This window comes from Paenibacillus riograndensis SBR5, assembly GCF_000981585.1.
Lineage (GTDB): Bacteria > Bacillota > Bacilli > Paenibacillales > Paenibacillaceae > Paenibacillus_AQ > Paenibacillus_AQ riograndensis.
The window spans coordinates 402,128-425,765 of the sequence record NZ_LN831776.1; the positions used below are offsets into that span (position 1 = coordinate 402,128).

At 54.2% G+C, this 23,638-nt stretch carries 19 protein-coding genes; 15 read left to right on the forward strand and 4 right to left on the reverse strand.

The window, feature by feature from the left end; genetic code table 11:
• Nucleotides 1-42 precede the first annotated feature (42 nt).
• Entirely contained in the window at nt 43-1,761 is a 1,719-nt protein-coding gene (locus tag PRIO_RS01830; protein WP_020427986.1) for a hypothetical protein, read from the forward strand.
• A gap of 137 nt (nt 1,762-1,898) precedes the next feature.
• Here the strand turns inward: PRIO_RS01830 and hflX are convergent, their stop codons facing one another.
• Entirely contained in the window at nt 1,899-3,170 is a 1,272-nt protein-coding gene (gene hflX / locus PRIO_RS01835) for a GTPase HflX (protein WP_020427985.1), read from the reverse strand.
• A gap of 69 nt (nt 3,171-3,239) precedes the next feature.
• On the reverse strand, nt 3,240-3,470 hold the full coding sequence (locus PRIO_RS01840; RefSeq protein ID WP_046500972.1) for a hypothetical protein: 231 nt from the start codon (nt 3,468-3,470) through the stop codon (nt 3,240-3,242).
• A gap of 303 nt (nt 3,471-3,773) precedes the next feature.
• Here PRIO_RS01840 and PRIO_RS01845 point away from each other — a divergent pair, with 303 nt between their 5' ends.
• Nucleotides 3,774-4,568, forward strand: coding sequence for a hypothetical protein (locus PRIO_RS01845; protein WP_020427984.1), 795 nt, complete (start codon nt 3,774-3,776; stop codon nt 4,566-4,568).
• A gap of 27 nt (nt 4,569-4,595) precedes the next feature.
• On the opposite strand, the gene PRIO_RS01850 is transcribed toward PRIO_RS01845, so the two are convergent.
• Complete coding sequence (locus PRIO_RS01850; protein WP_046500975.1) at nt 4,596-7,625, reverse strand: DEAD/DEAH box helicase; 3,030 nt, start codon at nt 7,623-7,625, stop codon at nt 4,596-4,598.
• A complete protein-coding gene (locus PRIO_RS01855) occupies nt 7,622-9,268 on the reverse strand; it encodes an SWIM zinc finger family protein (protein WP_046500978.1) in 1,647 nt (548 codons plus the stop codon). Before PRIO_RS01855 ends, PRIO_RS01850 begins: the two co-directional genes overlap by 4 nt.
• Before the next feature lie 181 nt (nt 9,269-9,449).
• Here PRIO_RS01855 and PRIO_RS01860 point away from each other — a divergent pair, with 181 nt between their 5' ends.
• From PRIO_RS01860 to PRIO_RS01920, 13 genes are all read left to right on the forward strand, one after another.
• Nucleotides 9,450-11,765 (forward strand): helix-turn-helix domain-containing protein, encoded by a 2,316-nt coding sequence (locus PRIO_RS01860; protein ID WP_039790964.1) that lies wholly within the window; start codon nt 9,450-9,452, stop codon nt 11,763-11,765.
• Between the two features lie 192 nt (nt 11,766-11,957).
• Nucleotides 11,958-12,953 (forward strand): tripartite tricarboxylate transporter substrate binding protein, encoded by a 996-nt coding sequence (locus PRIO_RS01865; protein WP_085981682.1) that lies wholly within the window; start codon nt 11,958-11,960, stop codon nt 12,951-12,953.
• A 162-nt stretch (nt 12,954-13,115) separates the two neighbouring features.
• Nucleotides 13,116-14,120 carry a 2-keto-3-deoxygluconate transporter gene (gene kdgT, locus PRIO_RS01870; protein ID WP_039790965.1) on the forward strand — a complete coding sequence of 335 codons (1,005 nt, stop codon included), beginning with the start codon at nt 13,116-13,118 and terminating at the stop codon, nt 14,118-14,120.
• Between the two features lie 333 nt (nt 14,121-14,453).
• Nucleotides 14,454-15,029 carry a bifunctional transcriptional activator/DNA repair enzyme AdaA gene (locus tag PRIO_RS01875; protein WP_020433464.1) on the forward strand — a complete coding sequence of 192 codons (576 nt, stop codon included), beginning with the start codon at nt 14,454-14,456 and terminating at the stop codon, nt 15,027-15,029.
• Entirely contained in the window at nt 15,022-15,576 is a 555-nt protein-coding gene (locus tag PRIO_RS01880) for a methylated-DNA--[protein]-cysteine S-methyltransferase (RefSeq protein ID WP_020433465.1), read from the forward strand. The genes PRIO_RS01875 and PRIO_RS01880 overlap by 8 nt, the downstream gene beginning before the upstream one ends.
• Nucleotides 15,557-16,456: a DNA-3-methyladenine glycosylase family protein gene (locus tag PRIO_RS01885; RefSeq protein ID WP_020433466.1), complete on the forward strand. Its 900-nt coding sequence runs from the start codon at nt 15,557-15,559 to the stop codon at nt 16,454-16,456. The genes PRIO_RS01880 and PRIO_RS01885 overlap by 20 nt, the downstream gene beginning before the upstream one ends.
• A 192-nt stretch (nt 16,457-16,648) precedes the next feature.
• Nucleotides 16,649-17,191 carry a sigma-70 family RNA polymerase sigma factor gene (locus tag PRIO_RS01890; RefSeq protein ID WP_020433467.1) on the forward strand — a complete coding sequence of 181 codons (543 nt, stop codon included), beginning with the start codon at nt 16,649-16,651 and terminating at the stop codon, nt 17,189-17,191.
• A complete protein-coding gene (locus PRIO_RS01895; protein ID WP_020433468.1) occupies nt 17,184-18,350 on the forward strand; it encodes a DUF4179 domain-containing protein in 1,167 nt (388 codons plus the stop codon). Before PRIO_RS01890 ends, PRIO_RS01895 begins: the two co-directional genes overlap by 8 nt.
• Before the next feature lie 17 nt (nt 18,351-18,367).
• Nucleotides 18,368-19,288: a hypothetical protein gene (locus PRIO_RS01900; protein ID WP_020433469.1), complete on the forward strand. Its 921-nt coding sequence runs from the start codon at nt 18,368-18,370 to the stop codon at nt 19,286-19,288.
• 151 nt (nt 19,289-19,439) lie between these two features.
• Nucleotides 19,440-20,426: an alpha/beta fold hydrolase gene (locus PRIO_RS01905; RefSeq protein WP_039790967.1), complete on the forward strand. Its 987-nt coding sequence runs from the start codon at nt 19,440-19,442 to the stop codon at nt 20,424-20,426.
• Nucleotides 20,427-20,650: 224 nt separating this feature from the next.
• On the forward strand, nt 20,651-21,661 hold the full coding sequence (locus PRIO_RS01910) for a LacI family DNA-binding transcriptional regulator (protein ID WP_020433472.1): 1,011 nt from the start codon (nt 20,651-20,653) through the stop codon (nt 21,659-21,661).
• 39 nt (nt 21,662-21,700) lie between these two features.
• Nucleotides 21,701-22,525, forward strand: coding sequence for an ABC transporter permease (locus tag PRIO_RS01915; protein ID WP_020433473.1), 825 nt, complete (start codon nt 21,701-21,703; stop codon nt 22,523-22,525).
• A gap of 38 nt (nt 22,526-22,563) precedes the next feature.
• A complete protein-coding gene (locus PRIO_RS01920; protein ID WP_020433474.1) occupies nt 22,564-23,595 on the forward strand; it encodes an ABC transporter ATP-binding protein in 1,032 nt (343 codons plus the stop codon).
• The last annotated feature ends 43 nt before the right edge of the window (nt 23,596-23,638 follow it).

Consider the following 23,638-nt stretch of genomic DNA (forward strand, 5'->3'; position numbering starts at 1 on the left):
GCGGGATTGGATTCCCCTTACCTTGAGGAAAGGAAGATCATCGTGAAGAAAACGGCCGAACAGCTAAATAAACATGAAGCCATAGATCATCAGCGGATGCTGATCCGCAAAATGCAGTCACTCGGGTCCCGCTACAATCCGGAGCTCCGCATGCTTCAGTCGCCGTTCAGCAGCCCGGGTTATCATACCACGCTGCGGGGTGTAGAATTCATCCATTCCACCCGGGATTCGCTGTCGTATGCACTCGGGCTGCTGGATACAGAGCTTGCCGAGCATGAGCCGCGGGCCTTCGGGATTATCGCCCAGGTGGTGTCTCTTCAGGATACGGACCGCAGCCGGGATACCTTCGGGATCTGGCCCTGGTTCTATGAAGAACCGCTGGCACAAATGGCGCCGCCCGACTGGAACTGGGCGGACTTCTGCGGCAGCCGCCTGATTCAGGCCCTCAAGCGCCATGGGAACAGGTTCCCGGAGGCCCTGCGCAAGGCCGTTGCCGACTCCGTTAGCTATGCCTGTGAGGCCATTATCAAGCGGAACGTCGGGCCGGATTACACTAATATTGCAATTCTGGGGGCCTTCGTCACCAGAATTGCAGGGGAGCAGCTGGAACGCGGGGATTTCGCGGACTATGGGTTGAAGCGTCTGCAGAAGCTGTATGACTATACGATGAAGCGCGGCGCTTTTCAGGAATATAACAGCCCGGTCTATACGTACATCGCCATCCTGGAGTTATCCAAGCTGCATTCCGAAACCATGGATGACCAGGTGCGCGGGCTCACCAGAGAGTTGATTGATCTGACCTGGAGGAGTGTGGCGGGCTATTACCACCCGGCGACCGGGCAGTGGTCCGGCCCGCATTCCCGCTCTTATGAGACGCTCCTGAATAATCAGAGCAAGGCTTTTTTGCAGGTGGCCACCCGGGGGACAGTGATGTTTTTCGGTTGGGAAGAGCTGCCGTACGAAGAAGAATGGTACAAAAGCGGCTTCGAGTGTCCGGCAGCCTGTCTGGAGGCCTTCAGCGTTCCGCGTACACAAGAAATCAGGCAGCTTTATGAAGGCGATGAGACGGACGGCACCGGCAAATGGGCCGTTACTTATATGACGCCCCGGGTCAGCATCGGATCTTTTACAAATAGTGATCTGTGGAATCAGAGGCGGCCGCTGCTGGTCTATGCGGATAACAACGGCCTTCCTGTTTATATGCAGCTCCGGTGCCTGCACGATGGCTATGACTTTTGCTCGGCCCGCTTCAAGTCGAAGCAGGAACAGGGGCAGGTGCTGTTCGGCATTGACTTCATCACAGATGGAGGGGATACCCATCCCAATCTGGATCTTACGGGCGGCGCAATCGAGGCTGGGGATTTACGGCTGCGGCTGGAGATCGGAGGCCAGCTCAAGGGAGTGGCTGCCAAGTCTACGGCAGAAGGGGCTTCCATTCGGGTCGGAGAGGCACACTGTGTGCTCACGACATGGTTTGCGGCGTTTACGGGACACTCAGGTGCGGGCCGCGACTGGACCTGGGAGGTTCATGAGACGGGGGACCGGATTCTGGTGGAGCTGATTCTGTACTCCGGCCCGCGCAAACGCATAGACCTTCATGCCCTTCAGCAGGCGGCAATGGTTTTTTCTTTGGATATGGAGAAGCCCCCGGGAAGCTCCGGTCCGCAAATAGAGGTGGCAGAGGGCAAGCTGCGGGTGAGCGCCAGCGGGGAAGAGGCGGAAGCCTTCTCGCTTCGTCTGCGCCCTGGTCAAGCGGAGTAGGACTGCTGCCGGTACAGTCATCGCAAAAAGAAATAAAGCAGCTAAAGAGGTCCGGGAGTTACCCTGCCTTCTTTTGCTGCTTTCAGTTAGATGGACAAGTTGGGCCGGGGCACTGGGAAATTCAAGCGTGCTCTCACTTACTGAGAGATCACAACAAAATCGCTTTTGAACCGCTCATAATCGGCGGCCCGGCATTCCAGCTTCAGGCGTGTGCCCTGTTCTTCATAGCTGACCTCCTGCACATCGGCGTGGTCATTGAAGTAGGAAACTACGCTGCCGCGGTCGAACGGCACCAGTATTTCGCACCGGATATAATCATTGAAGACATGCTGGCGGACCAGGTCAATCAGCTCGGCGATTCCGCTTTTCTGCTTAGCGGAGAGAGTGACAGTATTCTCCTTTACTACAGGATAAGGCAACTCTGTCAGGTCAGCTTTGTTATAAGCCTTAATGGCCGGGATTCCGTCAGCGCCCAGAGCCTTCAGGGTTTCCTCCGTAACAGCGATATGCTGGCCCACCTGCGGATCGGAAATGTCGGCTACATGAATCAGCAGGTCAGCCTCGGTAACCTCTTCGAGCGTAGAGCGGAAGGCCTTGACCAGATGATGGGGCAGCTGGCTGACAAAACCGACCGTGTCGGTCAACAAAAAGGTTTTACGGTCAGGCAGCTCAATGCTGCGCACTGAGGTTTCCAATGTGGCGAACAGCATATCCTTGGCCAACACCCCTTTTTGAGACCCGGGGTGGTAGGTTTCCATTATGGTGTTCATTAAGCTGGACTTGCCGGTATTGGTATAACCGACGAGACAGACTACGGGCACCTCGTTTTTGCGCCGCTGCTTGCGCTGGACCTGCCGCCGGGCTACTTGAGTCTGCAGCTCCAGCTGCAGTGCCGTGATGCGTTCCTCGATTCGGCGCCGGTCCAGCTCCAGCTTGGTTTCCCCGGCACCGCGGTTTTTCAGTCCCGCTCCGCCGCCTTGTCTGCCGAGGGACTCGCGCATTCCGGCCAGCCGGGGGAGCATGTACTGCAGCTGTGCCACCTCCACCTGGAGCTGGGCCTCCTTCGTTTTGGCACGTTCGGCAAAAATATTCAGAATCAGGACGGTCCGGTCAATGACCTGACGGTCCAGCGCCGATTCCAGATTGCGGATCTGGGAAGGGGAGAGCTCATCATTAAAAATAACAATGGGCGCCTCCAGCGCTTCCAACAGGGCTTCCAGCTCCCCGATTTTGCCTGTACCGATATAATGCGCCGGGTTAATGCGGCTGGATTTCTGGCTCAGCTCACCGACCACCTCAAGCTCACAGGCCGCCGCCAGATTGCGCAGCTCTTCCATGGAATAAGCGAAATCCTTGTCATTCTGCAGCTGAACACCGACAATCACTGCCTTTTGATGTACAGTTTCCATATATTAATCAACCTCCACGAGTAAAATTGGACATAAAAAAGCACAGGCCGTCTGCCTGTGCTAACAGTATCAATAGAGGACAACAGAATAGGGCCACCGGAGGAATCTACATTCCCCAAGTCCCTTCTTCGGCATTTCCATAGCAACAATGAATGTATGCAAAAAAATACGGCGGCCCGGCAGAACAGCAAGCTGCTGCACCTGTCTGCGGGGCGGTTCATTGTGATTGCCTGATGGAGCTGCAAGTATTCCTAAAGGCGATGCCGGCGTGACGATCTGTCCGCCGGACGTTTGGTTCAAGCTGTGGGCTGCCTTCAAAAATAGATAGACCTATCCTGAGTCCTCTGCACGGGGCAGAGCTTTAGCGCTATAAAATTAGCTTAGCCGCGTAAAGTGCGAATCCGGATATAGTCTATCACACGCAACCCTCCGTTCTTCAAAAGTTACGTTGATTCTAACACATCTGCCGGAAGCTGGCAACTTGCTCCATTTCAGGGAGCGTCCGAATGCGCTGCCATGCCGCCAATCTGCCGTTTTATCTAGAAACTTCTAAATCATGGCGCATACGATATAAGAACGACATTACTAGAAGGAGGATGAGCTGTGCCTTATTTAACAACTAACACATTAACAAGCAGACCCACCAGGGGGCTGGGCACCATTAGCCAGGTAATCATAAAAACGGTCAACAACGGATCGTCCAAAGCTGTGGTGTATATAACAGGCCTGAATAATGATGTAACCCCCGAAACGCTGTTTGCCCAGGAATTATTTGAAGTGAATTACCGGGAGGTAGTAACCAGAATCTATAATATTACCCAGACTTATTTTCAGTTCAATGCCGTATACTCCCAGGAGCAGACGCAGATCCAGATTTTCCTGGTAGATAGTGCAGGTGTCTTGTCGCAGGTTGCGCTGGAGCAGCTTGAGGTCAGCCGGATCACCTCGGAATTCCGGGAAAATATCGCTGTCACTGCGTCCGACTTTGCGCTTATCAGCTTCCGCAGAAACACTGCGGTCGTAATTCCGGAGGCTGTGGCTGCTGAAATCAAGCCGGACAGCCTGGAAATTCTGGCCTCCACGCCGATCCGGTACAAAATCGTGGGCGGTGGAACCGTGAATGGCACCTTTGTCAACTTCCCTACGCCTACTACGGCGATCTCTGCAACCGAAACTGCACTGCAAGTGAATTACACCTGCACGGCCGTGACAGGCGGAAGGGTGATCACCCAAGGCATCGGTTCCGGCATAGCCGGTGCTTATCAGAATGTAGCCGCCAATTTGACTAGTCAGCAGCTTTTATACAATCTGACGGATGAAATCATCACACTGGTCGTCAGCTCGCTTGCAGGTTCAGACAATCTGGCAGCGGTCTTCAGAATGTCCGAGGAATGGTGAAGCCTGACTGCGCCGGCCCAGGGCCGGTCAGCCTACCCACTCCCTCCGCAGCGTGAACAGATCCTTCAGGGCATCGGTGGACAGCTCGGTAATCCAGCTTTCAGAGCTGGAGATCACATCATCGCTGAGCTGCTGCTTGCTCTCCAGCATTTCGTCGATTTTTTCCTCCAGCGTCCCCAGGGAGATGAACTTGTGCACTTGCACGTCCTTAGTCTGGCCCATCCGGTATGCGCGGTCCGTCGCCTGATTCTCTACAGCCGGATTCCACCAGCGGTCGAAGTGGAAGACATGATTGGCAGCGGTCAGGTTCAGGCCGACCCCTCCCGCCTTCAATGAGAGAATGAACACATTGGGCTGATCAGACTGCGTCCGGCCGCCAGCAGGCGGGACCTCCCCAGGTGGGGGCGCAGGGGTCTGGAATTGCTCTATCATGCGGTCGCGTGCGCTTTTGGGCGTGCTGCCGTTCAGATACAGCACGGGTTCCTGCAGCTCCTGGGACAGCACGGCCTGCAGCATCCTGCCCATGCCGACATATTGGGTGAAGATCAGGCAGCGCTCATTCTCCTCGCGCAGCTCACGCACCATGGCGAGCAGCCGCTCCAATTTTGCTGACCGCTCAATCAGGGCAGCGGTATCGACCCGGCCCTCCGATTCTGCCTCGGGCAAAGCATCCTTGCTCAGCAGCAGCGGATGGTCACAGAGCTGTTTAAGACTGGTCAGTGCGGCCAGAATAGCCCCTTTGCGTTCAATCCCTTCCAGCTTTTGCATCCGTTCCAGAAGGCCGTTGACGTTCTGGTCATACAGGGCTGCCTGTTCAGCCGTGAGGTGGACATAGGTTTTCATCTCGTTTTTGTCCGGAAGATCGAGCTGGATCGCCGGGTCTTTTTTCTTGCGGCGCAGCATGAACGGCTTAACCATCTTTTGCAGATCCGCCGTCCGCTTCGCATCCCGTTCCTTCTCTATAGCATTTGCGAACCGGTCCTGAAAGGATTTGGCGCTGCCGAGGTATCCCGGGGTGATGAAGTCATAGATCGACCACAGCTCCGAGAGCCTGTTCTCGATCGGTGTTCCCGTCAGCGCGATCCGGTGCAGCGCCGGGAAGCTGCGTACAGCCGAGGACTGCTTGGTCCCGGCATTTTTGATGTTCTGTGCTTCATCCAGGCAGACCGCTGCCCAGGTGAATTGCTTGAGCAGCTCCTGGTCGAGCGCAGCCGTGGCGTACGAGGTCAGGACTACATCCGCCTGAGAGGCTACGCCGTAGAAGTAGCCGGCGTCCAGCCGCTTGCTTCCATAATGCAGCATCACCTTCAGGGAAGGGGCAAACCGCTGCAGCTCCTTCTGCCAGTTGCCGAGTACTGAGGTCGGGCAGATGATCAGGGAAGGCCAGCCGGGCGGGTCCGTCTGCCGCACCCTGCCGGCAGCGGGGTCAGCTTCGGCTGCTTCCTCCAGCTCCTTCAAATGGAGCAGATAGGCAATGAGCTGCACGGTTTTGCCCAGGCCCATGTCGTCGGCCAGCACAGCCCCCAGGCCGAAACGGCGCAGGAAGGCCAGCCAGGCAAAGCCCTCCTGCTGGTAGCTTCTCAGCTCAGCGTGCAGCCCCGCAGGCACAGCGGGCTGAGGCCACCGGTCACGCTGCCCGAGCTGGCCGATCAGCTTGACCAGATGCGCGTTCAGCTCCACCTCCAGCCGGAAGCGCGCCGCGTCCTCTTCAGCCTGCTCCGCTGCAGCTTCAGCGGCTTCATCTTCGCTGCTGCCCAGCAGATGCAGCTGCAGCACATCCTGGAAGGACAAGCCCTGCGACTTGTCCATTCCGGCCATGGCCCGCTGAATCTGGGCCAGGAGGGCGGGGTCCAGGGGAATCCACTGGCCCCTGAACTTCACGAGCCGCTCGCCGCGCGCGACCAGCTCGGCGAACTCCGCCTCGGAGAGGTCGGCGTCGCCGATGGAGATGCGCCAGTCGAAGTCGACCAGCGCATCCAGCCCGAACAGCGACCGGCCGCCGCGGCTGCCCTCGCCGGCGCTGATCTTGGCGCGCAGGCGCGGCTTTTTGCGGCTGGCGGCTTCCCACCACGCCGGCAGCAGCACCTGCCAGCCGGCCTCCAGCAGGCGCCGGCTGTCGACCGTAAGGAACCGCCACGCGACCTCGTCGCTAAGCGATTCCCCAAGCACATCGCGCCCGCGGCCGATGTGTCCGCCGGGCAGGCTGTCCCGCAGGCGCGACAGCCACCCGGCCGCCCGCTCGCGGACGTGCTCCGCCCACGGCGCGGGCCAGCGCCCATGCGGCTCGCCGTCGTCCGAGAGCCGCAGCGGCACAAGCGCGGATTCGTCGCGCTTGTCCTGCAGCAGCAGCTGCAGCCGCCAGGACGAGTCCCCGTCCGGCTCCAGCAGCTGCAGCGCGGGGCGGAACGGCGCGGAGTCCGCCTTCCAGCCGATGGACATCAGCCAGCTGTCCGCGTCCATCCCGGCGGCCGCCAGCCCGCTGCGGCTGAACAGCAGCGGAAATTCGCTCCGCAGGTCACCCGCCTCGGCTTCCGTGCTGTAATAGCGCTGAAAGACCGCCGCCGAGAAGGCGGCCTGCAGCCCTTCGGCAAGCGTGCTGCGCTCCTGCAGCCCGCGCAGCGCTTCCGCAGCGGTGCGGCTGCCGCGGACAGCGCCCGCAAGCGCCTGGCCGTCCCAGTCCCACCGCAGCTGGCCTTCGCGGAACGCGGAGAAGCTGGGAACATACTGCTTCTCATCCAGCAGCGCGGCCAGAACCGGGGCCAGTGCGGTCACGAGTGCAGCATTGCCCTCCCAGCTCCATCCAATGTGTTGGAGCACCTTCAGATCCGCGAAGAACGGGATCACCTGCTCGGCGGGCAGAATGACCAGCTCCACGCCGTCGGCGTTCTGGGTAGTTAATTCCGTGCCATAGAAGGATTCTTCATGCCAGGCGAACAGCTGCTGCTTCAGCAGCAGGCCGGAGACATAGTCATCCCGTTCGTTGATGCCGTAGATCAGGGCATCGCCATATTGGCTCAAGGCCAGCTGGACGGTAATAGTTCGCGTATGCATACTCATGGAATCAGCTTTCCTTTCCGCAGCTCCTCCTGCAATGCGCGAAGCCGGCTGTGCCGGGTGGTGAAGGCGTCCAGAAATTCTCCCCACCGCTCCTCGCGCTTCATCTTCTTGTACAACTTGGCGAGACGCTTCAATAGCTTAACAGCGGCCTTATAACTGTGGCGGTTCTTCTCCAGCACGAACCGTTCCGCTGCCTGATGGTAGAACGGCAGCAGCAGCTCCGGCGCATGTTTCTCGACCGGCTGCAGGTCGCTGACCCGGAAGTCGGAAGGCACCTTGCCGGAGGACAGCTGATAGTCCATCCAGTCCCGCCACTTGCCGTGGTCCAGCAGCTTGTCTTCATAGATGCCGCCTGAGAGCGGAAGCATCGCGGACAGCGTGCTCCACATTCGGGGTTCCGCCTCCGGCAGGCGGCGGACCACTTCTTCCCAGTATCCGGCATAGCTGTGCAGATTATATAAGCGGCTGTTCAGCAGAGGTCCTGTCGTTTCAAGCCAGGCCGCAAGACGGGACCAGTGTCCGGCTTCGGCGAGCGGCTCCAGGCAGCCGAGCAGCTCGTCCGGATGCAGGCCCGGCCGTTCGGAAGCGGCAGCCAGCCGTTCCCAGGCGGCTTTGTCGTCGCTCAGGTAGAAGTACATCCGGCTCTCAGCCAGCAGCAGCGCCGAGCGGTTAACAGCAGCGCCCAGCCCGCCAGCACGGTCACGGAGCGCTTCAAGCTCCTCCAGATAGAGCGCCGGATCGCTGGCGTTCGGGGCAATCCAGCGCTGCCAGAGCTGATCGTAGCAGAAGGAGAAATAAGGCTGCTCCCGCAGACGGTCGCGCGATTCCGTCAGCATCTCAAGCTGCACATAAGCCAGCGTATCCTTGAGCCTCGGCCATGCCTCCGGCTCTGAGGCGAGCGGCAGGCTGCGCTTCATCAAGCGGATAATCGCCTCTTGAAGCTCAGAGACGGCAATAGCCGTGTAATATCCCAGCGCATAGCCTGGAGAAGAGAGGGCTCCTGCGTTATGCAGGCCGCCGGGTGTAATCAGACTCTCCAGGATGAACAGATGGGCATTAAGCTGGAACAGCAGTTCAGCGGCAGGCGGGAGGTCGGCCTTCGCCTGCGCAATGGCGGACAGCGCCCGTTCAGCATATTGCGGATTGCGCACAGTCTGGGCCAGCGGCGCGGTGAGCAGCGCCATGTAGTCACGCCACTCGGCTACCGTTGCCCCGGGAATCAGCCCGGCGAGCTTCTTCGCCTGTTCCCGGCGGCTGCCGGAAACACCGGCAGCAGAGGAAGCCTCCAGCGCCTCTGCCTTCTTCCGGTCGATAACGGCCTTGGCATTGGCCAGCATATTCACGGACCGTTCCTGCGACTCGGCAACACTCATCAGCACAGCCGCCATATGCTTGCAGGGTCCCTGTACGGGGCAATCGCAGTGACTATCCGTCAAGCTGTCCAGCTCCATACTGACAGCGTAATCCTCTCTGCCCTCGACAACCGCCATCACTCTCCGGGACGAGATCATCCGAAACGACCGGACACGGTTCTGTTTATAATATTGAAATCCCCGCTTGAGGGTCAGGTCATCAAAATAGTAAGCCACATCCGAAATGAGCTTATCCCATTCGGCATCGTTTATCATTGTTTTCGGCTGCATTTGGGTTAATCTCCTGTACTATAGATCTGTTTGAACCCTACTATTATATCATTGATCAGGTTCTTCACTCTAAACGTTTAAAATCTTAAAGAGTATGATATGCTCCATATTGAAGGATGGACGGAACATGCTACTCTATGGTCTGGAACCAGAGACCCTGCGGAAGGATGAAGCAATACCAATGCTGCGCTTCAAATTGAAATATTTGCTGAACAACAAACAAAACCGGCTGATCCTGATGCTGACCGTCAGTGTGTCGCTGCTGATTATACTGATTGGCCTGTTCTCCTACAGAGAGTACCGGAATGCGCTAGATACGGAGCTGAACACGCCGAATATTGAACTGCTCCAGATCAATCTGGATGTCACCAACAGGGCATTCCGGGAGTCGGACAATAAAGCGGTGGATTTATCCTTTCACCAGGCTGTCCTGAAATACATGGATGCAGACACTGAAGATGCGGGGTTCGCCGCCGGGCTGCAGGATGTACTGAAAACGCTTGTTACAGAGCCGGATATTCATGCCATCAGCGTGATTAAATTCAAAGATCATTCTGTGATTTCGAGCGGTTATGGCTACAAGGCCTCCTGGGAGGAAGCGCCGGAGCATGCCTGGACCCCGTGGATTGGGCAGATTAAGGAGAAGCCGCTGCTGATCAAAAGAAGAGTGTACACCGGCACCGATCCCCGGCTCAGCGCTACGGAGCTGCTCTCATTAGCCCGTCCGATCGTCCGGAATGGGGAGGTTGCGGGAGCGGTATGGATTGATCTGGATTACGACATGCTGTTCTCCAAAATGTACAGCCATTTGTCCAGCTATCAGTTTGTGTACGATCTGGAAGGCGAATTGATCTATCCGAAACTGAACCTCCCGTTTCCCCTTGCGGAAATGGACAAGGTGCTGAAGGAGATTGATGTAAGCCCTTTTGCCCACGTGAAGATTGAAGGCAAGGCCTACATGGCCAACCAGACCTTCTCCAATGTGACCGGCTGGCGGATGCTTTCACTGGTTCCCATGGAGCAGCTGCTCAAAAATGTGACCACAGCGCGCAATATGATGCTCATGCTGTCACTGATTTCCATCGCTGTAGGGTGCTCGGCCATTTATTATTACAATTTCGCGGCCTTCCGGCCTTTGAAACGGATCAACAAGCTGTTGACTCCGGATATGGCTGCAGCCGGTCAAGGCAATCTGTATGATCTGGAGCCGGTGATCGGCAAGCTGGTGGGTGATTTCCAGAGCAAATCGCTGGTCGCGGATTGGAGTCTGCCGGAGCTGCGGTCCAAATACGTAAATGATCTGATCAGCCGGAGCATGGGCACGCAGGAAATGCGGACCAAATGGGAGCATTATTTTTCCGATTGGCGGGAGGGTTCCTTCCAGCTGCTGATCATATCCATTGACCGCTATTCGCAGTGGGCAGCGTCTTTTGTCGAAGAGGATCAGATGCTGCTGAAATATGCGATGAACAATATTGTACTGGAATATTTCGAGCCCGCCTGGAGAGTCGTGACCACTGCTCCGCAGAGGGACAGTCTGGCCGTGCTGCTTCAGCCCCGGGAGCAGGAAGAGAGGGAGCTTAAGGAGGAAGCGGTTAGACTGGTTGTTCTCCTGCAGGAAGTGCTGAAGATCTCTGTGTCCATCGGTGCGGGAAGCACGGCTTCAGGCGTTGCGCAGGCAGCCCGCTCCTACGATGAATCCATGCACGCCTTGTCCTGCCGCCTGTATGAGGGGTACAGCCTGGTTCATGCCTACCCGGAAGCGGAGAGCAAATATACCGAAAGCTTCGGCGCTGCGGATGAGGCCTGGAGGCAGGAGGTGCTGCACGCGCTGAAGTCATCGGATGGCGAAACAGCCCTGAAGAGGGTTCGCAGAGGAACGGGCGAGATACGTAAACTGGGCATACAGCCGCAAAAGGTCTTCCGCTCCATCAATGATCTGCTGGAGGAGATTATGAGTATTGCTACAGCCGGAGGTTATCCGCTTCCCGCTGAGCTTGCGGATTACACCTGGCATCAGGTGACAACTATGGATCTTGCCGAAATTGAGGATATGCTGTGCCGCATTGTCATTCATATGGCTGATGTGCTGGGAGCGCACCGGCAGTCGAAGGAATATCTGCTTGTGCAGAATCTGATTGCGTATATGGAGAGCCACTTGCAGGAGAATATCGGACTTCAGGATATCGCAGCCCATGTCAATATGGGGGTATCCTCGGTCAGCACGATCTTCAAGGAAGAGACTGGATCAACGGTATATGACTACCTCACCAACCTGAGAATTGATAAAGCCTGTGGGCTTTTGCAGGATAGCGGCCTGAAAATTGCCGACATCGCCCTGCAGGTAGGGTACCAGAATGAGAACAGCTTCATCCGGGCCTTCCGTAAAATCAAATCGACAACACCGGGCAAGTTCCGGGAGAGCAGCAAATATGCCAGCGGATATGCAGATCGGCCAAAACCGCGCCGTTCCGGCGTTTCTGAGGATTCAGAATAAGATAATATGATTGTAGGACCTCCCCGGATACGATAAAGTTCTGCTTGAGAAAACTTTCACAGCAATCAAGCACAGGAGCTGATGTTCAGAAATTCGGGGGTGGGGCGCAAGAGCTAACGGCAGGGTTTGCAGGTTCCGGCCAGCAGCTCGGTATTCTTAATAAAGAGAAGAGGGATGCTTTTGAAACGGGGAATGCGAATAGGAATCTGGACAGCATCACTGCTGGCTGTAGTCATCCTCCTTTTTATTGTAAGCCGCATAACGGACGATCGCAGCCACAAGGGGGATAACGCTGATTTCCCCGGGAAGCCGATCACATTAATTGTGCCGTACGCTGCAGGCGGAGGAACCGATGCAACAGCAAGGGCATTAGCCAAAGCGGCAGAGAAGGTTCTGGGACAGCCGGTTATCGTTGTCAACCGGACGGGCGGGGGAGGCTCTGTCGGGCTGATGGAAGGCGCGGGCGCCAAGGGTGACGGATACACGGTAACCTTTTTGCCGGCCGAATTGACCATCCTTCCGCATCTGGGCTTGCTGCCGATTACCTATGAGAAATTCAAACCCATCGCTCAAACCAATTTTGATCCTTCCGCCATTACCGTAAGGCAAGGCGCGCCGTGGCAGACAGTAAATGAATTTCTCGGCTTTGCGAAAGCGCATCCAGGTGAATTGAAAATGGGAAACGCAGGAACGGGGAGCATTTGGCATTTAGCGGCCATAACGCTGGAACGGGAAACAGGTGTGAAGTTTGCACATATCCCCTTTGAAGGTGCCGGGCCCGCCGTCTCCGCTTTAATGGACGGTTTTGTGGATGCGGTGCCTGTGAGTCCCGCCGAAGTGAAAAAGTATGTGGATGAAGGAAAGCTGCGGACACTGGCGGTTAACGCCGACGAGCGCTCTGATGCGCTGCCGGGTGTTCCCACATTGGAGGAGCTGACCGGAATACATGTGAATTTCACGGGTACATGGCGAGGACTGGCTGTACCCAAGGATACACCGGACGCGATTGCGGATATACTCGCCGGGGCATTTATCAAGGGAACCGAAGACAAGGCCTTCCGTGAGTATATGAACGTTAATGGACTTGGACTGCTGGTTAAGGACGGCAAAGCCTTCTCGCGGCAATTGAAAGAAAGCGATGATACCTTCGCCAAAATGATTCCGGAGCTCGGACTCAGCCGCAGGTGACGTGAAAGCGCAGTCAAGCGAATTTTTTCTCAGAGAGAGCTGCCCGCAGGTTGGCATACTGTAGCGGACAGACTGGCTCGTGGGGCTGATTTGCTGCGCCTATAACATGCAAAATATTCATTTTTATGCAAAAATTAAGTGGAGAAGGGTATGATCAATCACATGAAAATCAAACAGACCTTAGATAAGATTCCCGGCGGTATGATGCTGGTTCCATTATTTCTTGGAGCTATCATCCACACGGCTTTTCCAAATGCGGGCGACTACTTTGGCGGCTTCACCAAAGGCCTGATGACAGGTACTGTACCTATTCTGGCCGTCTGGTTCTTCTGTATGGGCGCTGCGATTGATGTTAGAGCAACCGGAACGGTCATCCGTAAATCCGGTACACTCGTATTGACCAAGATTGCCGTAGCCTGGGTAGTAGCCCTGATTGCCATTCAGTTTCTGCCTGAGGGCGGTGTGCAAAGCGGATTTTTTGCCGGATTATCTGTTCTGGCGATCATTTCCGCAATGGATATGACCAACGGCGGCCTGTATGCCTCCATTATGCAGCAATATGGCACCAAGGAAGAATCTGGCGCATTTGTACTGATGTCACTGGAATCCGGGCCGCTCGTAACCATGCTGATTCTGGGCAGCACCGGGGCAGCCGTATTCGAACCGCATCTGTTTGTAGGCGCTGTGCTTCCTTTTCTGATCGGCTTCCTGCTGGGTAACCTGGACCATGATCTGCGCGCTTATTTCGGCAAAGCTACACAGACACTCATTCCCTTCTTCGGGTTCGCACTGGGCAGTTCGATCGACCTGGGTGTAATTGCAGATACAGGCCTGCTCGGTATTCTGCTGGGGGTTGTTGTCATTATTATTACTGGTGTGCCGCTGATTCTGGCGGACAAATTCATTGGCAAGGGCAACGGAACTGCCGGACTTGCCGCCTCCAGTACTGCCGGAGCCGCTGTAGCGAACCCGATGCTGGTAGCCAACATGAAGCCGGAATTCCTGCCAGCTGCCGAATCGGCAACTGCGCTTGTGGCAGCCTCGGTCATCGTGACCTCGATCCTGGTTCCGGTCGTTACAGCATACTATTCAGACTATATGAAAAAGAAAAAACCGCCGGTAGAAGGCGGTCCCGTGGATATTCAAACTCAGAAAACTGCAATATAATATATTCGTGTAACAACGTGAATTTAGCCCCTCTAACCACCGTCATGCGGTGAAGGAGGGGCTTTTTAGTATAACTAGGAATCTTTATATTCCGTTGCTTCTTGAATCGCTGCTGCTTCGGCAATGCATTGGAAATATTTAGATTAATATTATCACCGTTGTGTTTTTCTTGGCGCATTACTGGTTCTGCCGGGCAACTGATTGCACCTCCCGGACGGCTGGTGACCGAGGGGAATGCAATTTTTTTGCACTGTCGTAATCTTGCTCTCCTGTTCCAAAGGGCTGCATAAGGCATATTGAATCGTATATACTGGCGGTATGAGGTGATTACTGATGGACCAGGCATTATTCGAACAGATCTACGAATCCGTTGTGCGGCGCGAACCGACCTATGATGGCGTATATTATACAGCGGTGCTGACGACACATATTGTCTGCCGCCCATCCTGCCGGGCGAGAACGCCGAAGGCGGGCAATGTGGTTTTTTATGAATCCTTGGAGCAGGCGGTAGCCGCCGGGTTCAGGCCCTGCAAAAGATGCCGCCCGGAGGAAGGCGGCGTGCTGCGCCCGGACGCAGTGCTTGCGGCCGAGGCAGACCGGCTGATGGAGGCGCAGTTCGGGCAGAAGGTGACATTGGAGATGCTTGCCGGATGGCTGAGGGTCAGCCCGTTCCATCTGCAGCGCACCTATAAGCGGGTCACCGGGCGGTCGCCCGCCGGGCGGCTCGATCAGCTGCGCATAGAGAAAGCATGTGCGCTGCTCGCAGATACGGAGCTTGCGGTTGCCGAGGTGGGACAAGCGGTAAGCTTTCGCGGGCCATCCCACTTTACCGCATGGTTCACGCGGAAGACCGGTCTGCCGCCGACAGAATACCGTGCCCAATTCAAAGGAGGGATTCATCATGAGTGAAATTACGATTTATCGTCATACCCTGAACCTGGGGAACCGGGACTGGACCCTGTGGGCCAGTGAGAAGGGCCTGGTCCGTATATCTTTCGGGCTAGAAGAGCGTCTGCCTGAAGGGAAGTGGCTGAACACCTATGCTCCACGGCATCGTTATCAGGAGGATCAGACGGTGTTCATGCAGCTTGGAATTACCCGGGAAATGGAGAGCTATTTCGGGGGGGCAGCGGTCAGCTTCAAGGATATCCCGCTGGATATCTGGGGCACTCCATTTCAGCAGGAGGTCTGGAAGGGACTGGCTACCATTGCGCACGGTGAAGTCATTACCTACCGGGAGCTTGCCGGGAGAATTGGCAGACCGCAAGCCATGCGCGCCGTAGGGACAGCCAACGGACAGAATCCGCTGCCGGTCATTCTGCCTTGTCACCGGGTCATTGGCACGAATGGCACATTGACCGGATACCGGGGAGGGCTCAAGCTGAAGCAGGAGCTGCTTGCACTGGAAGGCATTAATCATGTGGGGGCGGCGGGCCATGAACGATTTGCTTTTTGAGCTGCCGCTGCCGGAGTTTTTCGATTTCGGGGTCTGCCTGGAATACCTGAACCGCTCGCCGCTTGAATGCCTGTACCGGACGGATCAGGAGGGAGTGACCCGTTATTTCAATCTGGATAACCAGCCGCTGCTTATCAAGCTGACAGTTCCTCCGGGGAACAGAATGCACGTAACACTGCTGCACGGGGACATTCCCGGTCCAGGGGCGGCAGAATGGCTGGCCCGCTATATCCGGGAATGGTTCGATCTGGACCGCGATCTGGCGCCATTCTACCATTTGGCGCAAGCTGACCCGCTGCTGGCACCGCTTGCTGAGCAGCATAAGGGGCTGCGGATCGTCGGGATTCCCGATCTGTTCGAGGCGCTGTGCTGGGCCATTCTGGGCCAGCAGGTAAATCTGGCTTTTGCCTACAGGCTGAAGCAGCAGCTGACCGCTGCCTTCGGCGGATCACTGGAATGGGAAGGGGATGTCTATTATACATTCCCTGGCCCGGAGGTGTTCGCGGATGTTCAGCTGGAGGAGCTGTGCGCCCTGCAGCTGACCCGCAGCAAAGCGCGGACAGTGCTGGACGTGGCCGCGCTTATAGCCAGCGGCGGCTTAAGCCGCGAAGCGCTGCTGGCGCTGCCGTCCCCGGACGCCGCCGAGCAGCGTCTGCTGCAGATCTGCGGTATCGGTCCATGGACCTCGCAGTATGTGAGGATGCGCTGTCTTGATGACACTACAGCCTTCCCGGTGGGAGATGTCGGGCTGCAGAATGCGGTCAAATTCCTGACCGGCATGGACCGGAAGCCTACCCCGGCAGAGCTCCTGAAGCTGGCAGAGCCCTGGCGCGGCTGGGAGGCTTACGCCACGTTTTATTTGTGGCGGGCGCTGTATTAAAGCTTAATGAATGAATACACCATATCAGCATACAAGCCATGGTTCCTGCAGCATCGGGAGTCATGGCTTGTATGTTTTACAGGACGGATGACCAAAATTTCTGCCGATTTTCAGGTTTTTTTCCTTGAAAATAACTTTTTGGGTGTCTTGCCCATCTAATTATATAGAGGGCCCTCAAGGAGGAAGAATCATTTGCTGGACAACGAACTGGATATCAAAAAGGCGCAGAAAGGCGACCACGAAGCGTTTATCCGTCTTTTTAGACAACTGGAAACACAGTTGTACCGATTAGCCAAAACCATTCTGACACAAGATGAAGATTGCGCGGATGCGCTTCAGGAAACGACACTGAAGGTGTATAAAGGACTCGCGAGCCTTAAGCAGCCCAAGTTTTTCAAAACCTGGGTGATCCGCATCCTGATTAATGAATGCAATCAGTTGCTCCGTATGCGTGAGCGAACTGTGGCTGTGGCGGAAATCCCTGAGGAAACGGCCGCTTCCTATGCACATTTTGAAGATTCAAGGAACGTGGACTTGCAAAGCTGCATTAATAGGCTGGACGAATCCCTGCGGCTGGCTATCGTGCTTTTCTACTATGAGGATTTATCCATTAAGCAGATTGCGGGTGTGCTTGGCATCTCCGAAGGAGCGGTCAGGGCACGGCTTCACCGCGCACGCCGATTGTTATCCGAACAGATACAGCCTGTGCGGGAGGAGGGTCTTGCTCATGAATAATGAAAATTTAGAAAAGCAGCTCAGGGAGCTAAGAAAGGCTAATACACAGGAGCTTCCTCCTTTACTGCGAACGCGGCAGGATTCAATTTATGCATCGCTCGCCACAATCGTCCAGGATTCTGGCGTGAAGAAAAAGAAAAGAAAAATATATCCAAAAATTGCGGCTGCAGCAGCGGCAATATTGCTCAGTGTTATGCTGACGGCAATCTATCCGCCAGCGTTAGCCAATGCGCTGAAGCAGCTTCCGTGGGTAGGCGGTATTTTTGAACGGGCAGATGATCTGGGGCTGCAGGCCGCCCAGAGTTTGGGTCTGATTTCCCGTCCAAACAGCAGTGATACTCATGAAGGGATCACCTTATCTGCCGAAGAGGCTGTATTTGACGGCAACCGTTTGGCATTCTCAGTGAAGCGTGAAGGGGAAAAGGAAGGGCTGGGCGATAAGCTGACCGGAGTTACAGTGGGCCCGGATGGGAAGCTTTTTCAGGAGAAAGGCACAATTTCATCTGCAAAAGTATTGATCGACGGGGTTCCGCTGGAGGAGTTTGCAGTTGGCCATTGGGAAGCTATACCGTATCTAAGCTGGATAGGCGGGAAGGAGGATAATACAGCTATTTTTGAGCTGGTAGATTCTTCGAATTTGGGTATCTCGACCAAACCCTTTCCTGACCAGTTTGTACTGACCTTAACCATTGGCTTAGAAGGCATTGATGAACCGTTCATTCTCCAAATTCCTGCACGGAGGGTTACAGAAAACATAATTGACACCCCTGGTATACGCGTACAGGCAGATGGATGGAGTCTGACGCTGCAAAGGCTGGAATACAGTCCATTAACGACCCGTCTGTCACTCACGCTTGAACAAGATGCAGACGGAAATCGCAGAGCTTTTGAACTAACGGACTTTGAAGTAATGGATGAACAGGGACAGATTTTGGAAAGTACACATCAATCAGGTATCCTGTCTTCCGATAGGTCGCGTAATGTGGATTTGCTTACAGAGCCGTTCGGCAAACACCCAAATATGCTCACCATCCGGGCCTATTATAATGAATTAAAGGACCCTAAGAAAAAGTATGGGTTGTACAAAACAGATAGCTCCGGGAACGCTGTGAAGCATTATATTAAGGGCCTGGAGATTAACGTGCTAGTCCAACAATAACTTAGGAGATGGATATCATGAGAAAAAAGACAATGAAATTGGCTGTAATTGTAAGTGCTGCCGTATGCCTTGGAGCGTTGGGAATGCCGGCCGCCACCTATGCATCCGGGGCTCAGCCAACCGCCGAAGCTATCCTGAATACACCGAAAGCCTCGGATTCACACGATGGGCTTACTTTGAAAGGCAAAGCACAGTTTGACGGTAATTATATTAAACTCAATCTGAGCCGCGAGGGAAACTTGTATTCAGGAAATATCGCAGGAATAACCTTAAATGCTAAAGGCAAACCTTATATTGCAGAAGGGACAATAGTGGATATAGATGCCAAGATCACTCAACCGGGAGGGATCGAGTTGAAGTCGCCGCGCTGGAGCAAGGATGGGGATATCAACAAAGCGGTTGTTATATTGCCGATCGGATGGCTAAATGAAGAACAACAGGCAAGCCTGACCGCCGCCTCTGAAATCAGCGTGAATGTCAAGCTTCAAGGTGTGCAAGAGCCGTACGTACTGAAGCTTCCTTTTAAGCAGGAAGGAGTGGTGCGGAACATTCAGCCGCCTGCTCCAAAGGCTGACAGCCCATTTCAAATCGAAACCACCCGAATCGCTGCAGGAGAGAGCTCTGTGCGTATTGCATTGGCGGTAAAAGGAGTACCCGAGCAAGCCCATAATATTGGATATGACATTTATGACAACCTGGGAAATGAGTTGGACATGATCGCAATGGAATCTGATGCATATAACAAGGACGCTATTAAGGGTACTATTTTTCAAGATTTATTGTACGGGGCGATCGGCCCGGACGCAGAATTTCTGATAATCAGACCCTATCAAGCGGTGTTTGAAAAGGGCAACCAAGGGTTATATAAGCTGGATGCCAAGGGGAATGTAATTAAAAATTATTACAAGCAGCTGGAAATCAAAATTCCTCTGAAATAGGCATTGCCGCCAGCAAACTTATTTTAAACAAAATTTAAACAGCCCCTGGCCCGGCATTTAAACTAAGCCCCTTACAATGAAGAAATGAAGAGAGGGTATGAAAGCAATCATCTTCATTCATCCATCATTGGGTAAAGGGGCTATTCATTTTATGAAAACGAAGAAAAAGTTCAAGTGGCTGAAAATAATCAGGAACATCATTTTGTTTGTAGCCGCAGTCCTGCTTATAGTTATGTCGGGTAACGGCATAATGACAATGTATGAGCATAAGCAATATCCGGCATGGGGCCAGTATGTTGAAGTGAAGGGCAAAAAAATGCATGTGTACACGAAGGGAACAAAGGGCCGCACAATTGTAATGTTACCCGGGCTGGGCACAGCCGCACCTGTGCTGGATTACGAACCTTTGCTGAATGAGTTGGCCCAACAAAATAAAGTGGTAGTCGTAGAGCCCTTCGGGTATGGCTGGAGCGATCAGACCAATGCAAAGCGGACTGTGGACAACATCGTCGGGGAACTTCGCAGCGCGTTGCAGCAAGCGGGCATCCCGGGCCCGTACACGCTTTTGTCCCACTCTGCATCCGGCATCTACAGTGTGTATTATGCCAATAAATATCCCGATGAAATCGAAGCGATTGCAGGAATTGATATCACCCTTCCGCAGGCCGTGGAGTACTTCAAGGAATCTGTACCGGAGATCCCTGCATATATGAGCCTGATTGCACCAAGCGGTATAGCCAGACTTGCAACCTTTATCAATCCGTCAGATTTCCTGCCGAAGGCGGACGAAGGCACGTATTCTGATGAGAACATCAAACTGACCAAAATGATTACAGCCTGGAATGCGTACAATAAAGACGTAGTAAATGAAGCCAAAGAAATGGAGCATAACATCAACGCAACGAAAGAAATGACCTTTTCGCCCAATCTGCCTGTAATAATCTTTACGCCCAAGATAGATAAGGTAACTGAAGACGGCAAGTCCAATATCACCTTCTACGAAGAGCAGCTCAAGAATGTACGCACCCACCAGCTTATCGTATTAAAAGGGCATCATTATCTGCACTGGACACACTATAAGAAAATAGCCGATGATGTGAATGCATTCTTAAGTGCTACCCCGGCTCGCCCTTTGTGAAGTTCAAAAGACGATTGTTCATTCTGAATTCCGGATGAAGAGTCGTCTTTTTTATTTTTGCAAAAAACTCTGCGTATTTCTTTAAGAATTACGTAAAACCCAAAAAAATGCTTTACGAAATTGAACCTTTTCATTAATACCGGACTTACATTCAGTAGTTAATCTGTTTGATGTGGGAACGATCTCATATGGGAACGGTCTCACAGAGAAAGCGAGGGTAATCCGTGAGAAATATCAAAGAGATTGCGCAGCTGTCTGGTGTATCCAAATCTACAGTTTCCCGGGTAATTTCGGGCAGCGGATATGCAAGCCAGGAAGCAAGAGACAAAGTGCTTAAAGTTATTCAGGAGCTTCAGTACAAACCCAATGCGGTTGCGCGGGCGATGGTTTCGCAGCGGACGCACAATATCGGCGTACTGATCTATCGGCGGGAGTATCCTGTTGCGTCGCATCCCTTTTACGGAAAAATACTGGATGCCATTCTTGCGTCGGCTTCCGCTATGAACTATTCGGTATTTGTGACCACCGATCATGAGATGTCGCTGCGCTCCGCTGATTTTATGCTGGAGAAAAGAGTGGATGGGCTGATCCTGATCAGCCGTCTTGAACAGAATGTGATCGACCACATCGGCAAGTTTGGCGTTCCGTACATCATGGTGAACGGGTCCACGGATGTTCCCGGTGTCATTCATATCGTCAACCGCGACCAGGACGGAGGCCTGGAGGCCGCCCGGCATTTGAGCGGACTCGGGCACCGGCGGATATTCATGCTCGCCGGACCGCAGTCCCACCGGAGCCATCATCTCCGGCTGGAGGGCTTCCGTTCTTATATGAACGGGCAAAGGGCAGAATTTGGCGGATCCGATATTGCTTATCTGCTGTCATCAACCTTTGAGGAGGGCTATCGGATGATGAAAGAGCATTGGGAGCATTTCCAAAGCCGGGCGTACACTGCGGTCTTCGGCACCAACGATATGATCGCACTGGGGGCGATGAAGTTTCTTATGGAGCATTCCGTTAGTGTTCCCGGGCAGGTGGCTGTTATGGGCTTCGATGATAATGATGTTGCATCCATTCTGACACCCTCACTAACTACGGTGAGAGTCGATACGGAGAAGATGGGAAGGCTGGCCTGCGTGATGCTGGACAAGCTGATCCGGCATGAGCCGGTAGAGGAAACAGCGGTCGAGCTGGAACCGCAGCTGGTGATCCGCGACTCCACCCGACGCTTCTAATAACGGCGTGATGCCGATGCCGAGAGGAGAAACGCTTGCATGAGATGGTATTTAAAAGCTGTTGGCCCCAAAAAAATCATCGAGTTTTTGCTGCTGGCCGCCTTTGTGATTTTCTTTATGGGACCTTTGTTAAATCTGGCGATCCTGGCGTTCACCGGAAATTGGAGTTATCCGGACCCGCTTCCCCGGGAGTGGTCGCTGAAATGGTGGTCCTTTGTGCTGTCCCGGGACGGAATTGCCGAGTCGATTGGACTTTCATTCGGCATTGCCGCTATCGTCACCGCCGTGTCGATCCTGCTGTGCGTTCCTGCAGCTTATGCATTCGCACGGATCCGGTTCCCGCTCAGCCGTTTCTTCCTGTTCTCATTTCTGCTGACACACGCTTTTCCCAAAATGGGCCTATATGTTTCGATCGCTGTATTGTTCTACAAAATCGGCCTGATGAACACCCTCCTGGGAGTGGTGCTCATCCATATTATCAACGTGCTGATGTATATGACCTGGATTCCGACCGCTTCCTTCCGGAATGTCCATATGGCCCAGGAAGAATCGGCAAGGGATGTGGGAGCAAGCCCTTTCCGCGTCTTCCGCAGCATTACTCTTCCGCTGGCGATGCCGGGAATTATTGTCGCATCCATCTTTACCTTCCTCAGCTCATTGGATGAAGCGCAGGGGACCTATCTTGTAGGGGTGCCTAATTTCAGAACAATGCCCGTGGTTATGTATGGCATTATCACGGATTATCCCGCTTATGCCGGCGCAGTGTTTTCCATTATTTTGACAGCCCCGACCTTGATTCTGCTGCTTGCCGCTCAGAAATTCGTCAGCGCAGATGTTTTGTCGAGCGGGTTCCAGATGAAATAACAGGCGTAATTCCGCAGTCACTTTGACAGGAGGTCATTATGAAGGCTCATTTATCGATACAGAAGCTGACGAAACGGTACAAAACCGGCGACGGTGTCACCGATATTTCACTGGATGTGAAGAAAGGGGAGATGATCACCCTGCTTGGCCCTTCCGGCTGCGGTAAAACGACGGTGCTCCGCAGCGTCGGCGGATTCCTGGACCCGGACTCCGGCGACATCATGATCGAGGGAAAAAGCGTCTTGAGCGCGCCCCCGGAGAAGCGGCCGACATCCATGGTGTTTCAGGGCTATAATTTATGGCCGCATATGACGGTTTATGAGAATTTGGCCTTTGGCCTCAAGATCAGGAAAATCCGGAAGGCCGAACGCGATAAAGCAATTTCAGAGGTGCTTGAGCTGGTCCGGCTGCCCGGCTCGGAGAAAAAATATCCCGGGCAGCTGTCAGGCGGACAGCAGCAGCGTATTGCGGTGGCGAGATCGCTGCTGCTGAAGCCGGCGGTCCTGCTGCTCGATGAGCCCTTCTCCGCCCTGGATGCCAAGCTGCGCCACGAGATGCGTGAGGAGCTCCGGGAAATTCAGGCTGAGCTTGGACTGACGATGGTGTTTGTCACCCATGACCAGGAAGAGGCATTGTCCATTTCCGACCGAATCGTAGTCATGAACCATGGACAGATCGAGCAAATTGCAACACCGCAGGAAATTTATGATGAGCCGAAATCCTTATACGTCGCTCAATTTATCGGGAAAATGAATTTTATGAAGGGGGTGATCACTGAAGAGGGCATTCAAGTAGGTTCGCTTCGCTTTCCCAATGCCGCAGGCCTTACAGGTGAAGTCACTGTAGCGGTTCGGCCCGAGGATATTGTATTGGAGAGTTCAGCAGGAAGCGGGCTTCATGGAATCATTAAACAAATTATGGTGCTTGGGCATTATGCCGAGGTTTCTGCCGACATCCGGAATCATGGCGTGATCCGGGCCTTCATGGCCCGTGACAAGGTTAAGGAACTGCAGCAGGGTCAAGAGATTTCCGTCCAGTTCTCAAAAATTTTAGCGTACCCGCAAGTGTAAATCCGTTTCCAAGACTTTTATAAATTCATAAATCCTGAGGAGG

Excerpts from the sequence above, each read along its gene's own strand:
- hflX (WP_020427985.1), bottom strand. The coding sequence starts at position 3,170 with ATGGAAACTGTACATCAAAAGGCAGTGATTGTCGGTGTTCAGCTGCAG.
- PRIO_RS01850 (WP_046500975.1), bottom strand. The coding sequence starts at position 7,625 with ATGAGTATGCATACGCGAACTATTACCGTCCAGCTGGCCTTGAGCCAA.
- PRIO_RS01855 (WP_046500978.1), bottom strand. The coding sequence starts at position 9,268 with ATGCAGCCGAAAACAATGATAAACGATGCCGAATGGGATAAGCTCATT.
- PRIO_RS01860 (WP_039790964.1), top strand. The coding sequence starts at position 9,450 with ATGCTGCGCTTCAAATTGAAATATTTGCTGAACAACAAACAAAACCGG.
- PRIO_RS01865 (WP_085981682.1), top strand. The coding sequence starts at position 11,958 with ATGCGAATAGGAATCTGGACAGCATCACTGCTGGCTGTAGTCATCCTC.
- kdgT (WP_039790965.1), top strand. The coding sequence starts at position 13,116 with ATGAAAATCAAACAGACCTTAGATAAGATTCCCGGCGGTATGATGCTG.
- PRIO_RS01875 (WP_020433464.1), top strand. The coding sequence starts at position 14,454 with ATGGACCAGGCATTATTCGAACAGATCTACGAATCCGTTGTGCGGCGC.
- PRIO_RS01880 (WP_020433465.1), top strand. The coding sequence starts at position 15,022 with ATGAGTGAAATTACGATTTATCGTCATACCCTGAACCTGGGGAACCGG.
- PRIO_RS01885 (WP_020433466.1), top strand. The coding sequence starts at position 15,557 with ATGAACGATTTGCTTTTTGAGCTGCCGCTGCCGGAGTTTTTCGATTTC.
- PRIO_RS01895 (WP_020433468.1), top strand. The coding sequence starts at position 17,184 with ATGAATAATGAAAATTTAGAAAAGCAGCTCAGGGAGCTAAGAAAGGCT.
- PRIO_RS01900 (WP_020433469.1), top strand. The coding sequence starts at position 18,368 with ATGAGAAAAAAGACAATGAAATTGGCTGTAATTGTAAGTGCTGCCGTA.
- PRIO_RS01905 (WP_039790967.1), top strand. The coding sequence starts at position 19,440 with ATGAAAACGAAGAAAAAGTTCAAGTGGCTGAAAATAATCAGGAACATC.
- PRIO_RS01915 (WP_020433473.1), top strand. The coding sequence starts at position 21,701 with ATGAGATGGTATTTAAAAGCTGTTGGCCCCAAAAAAATCATCGAGTTT.
- PRIO_RS01920 (WP_020433474.1), top strand. The coding sequence starts at position 22,564 with ATGAAGGCTCATTTATCGATACAGAAGCTGACGAAACGGTACAAAACC.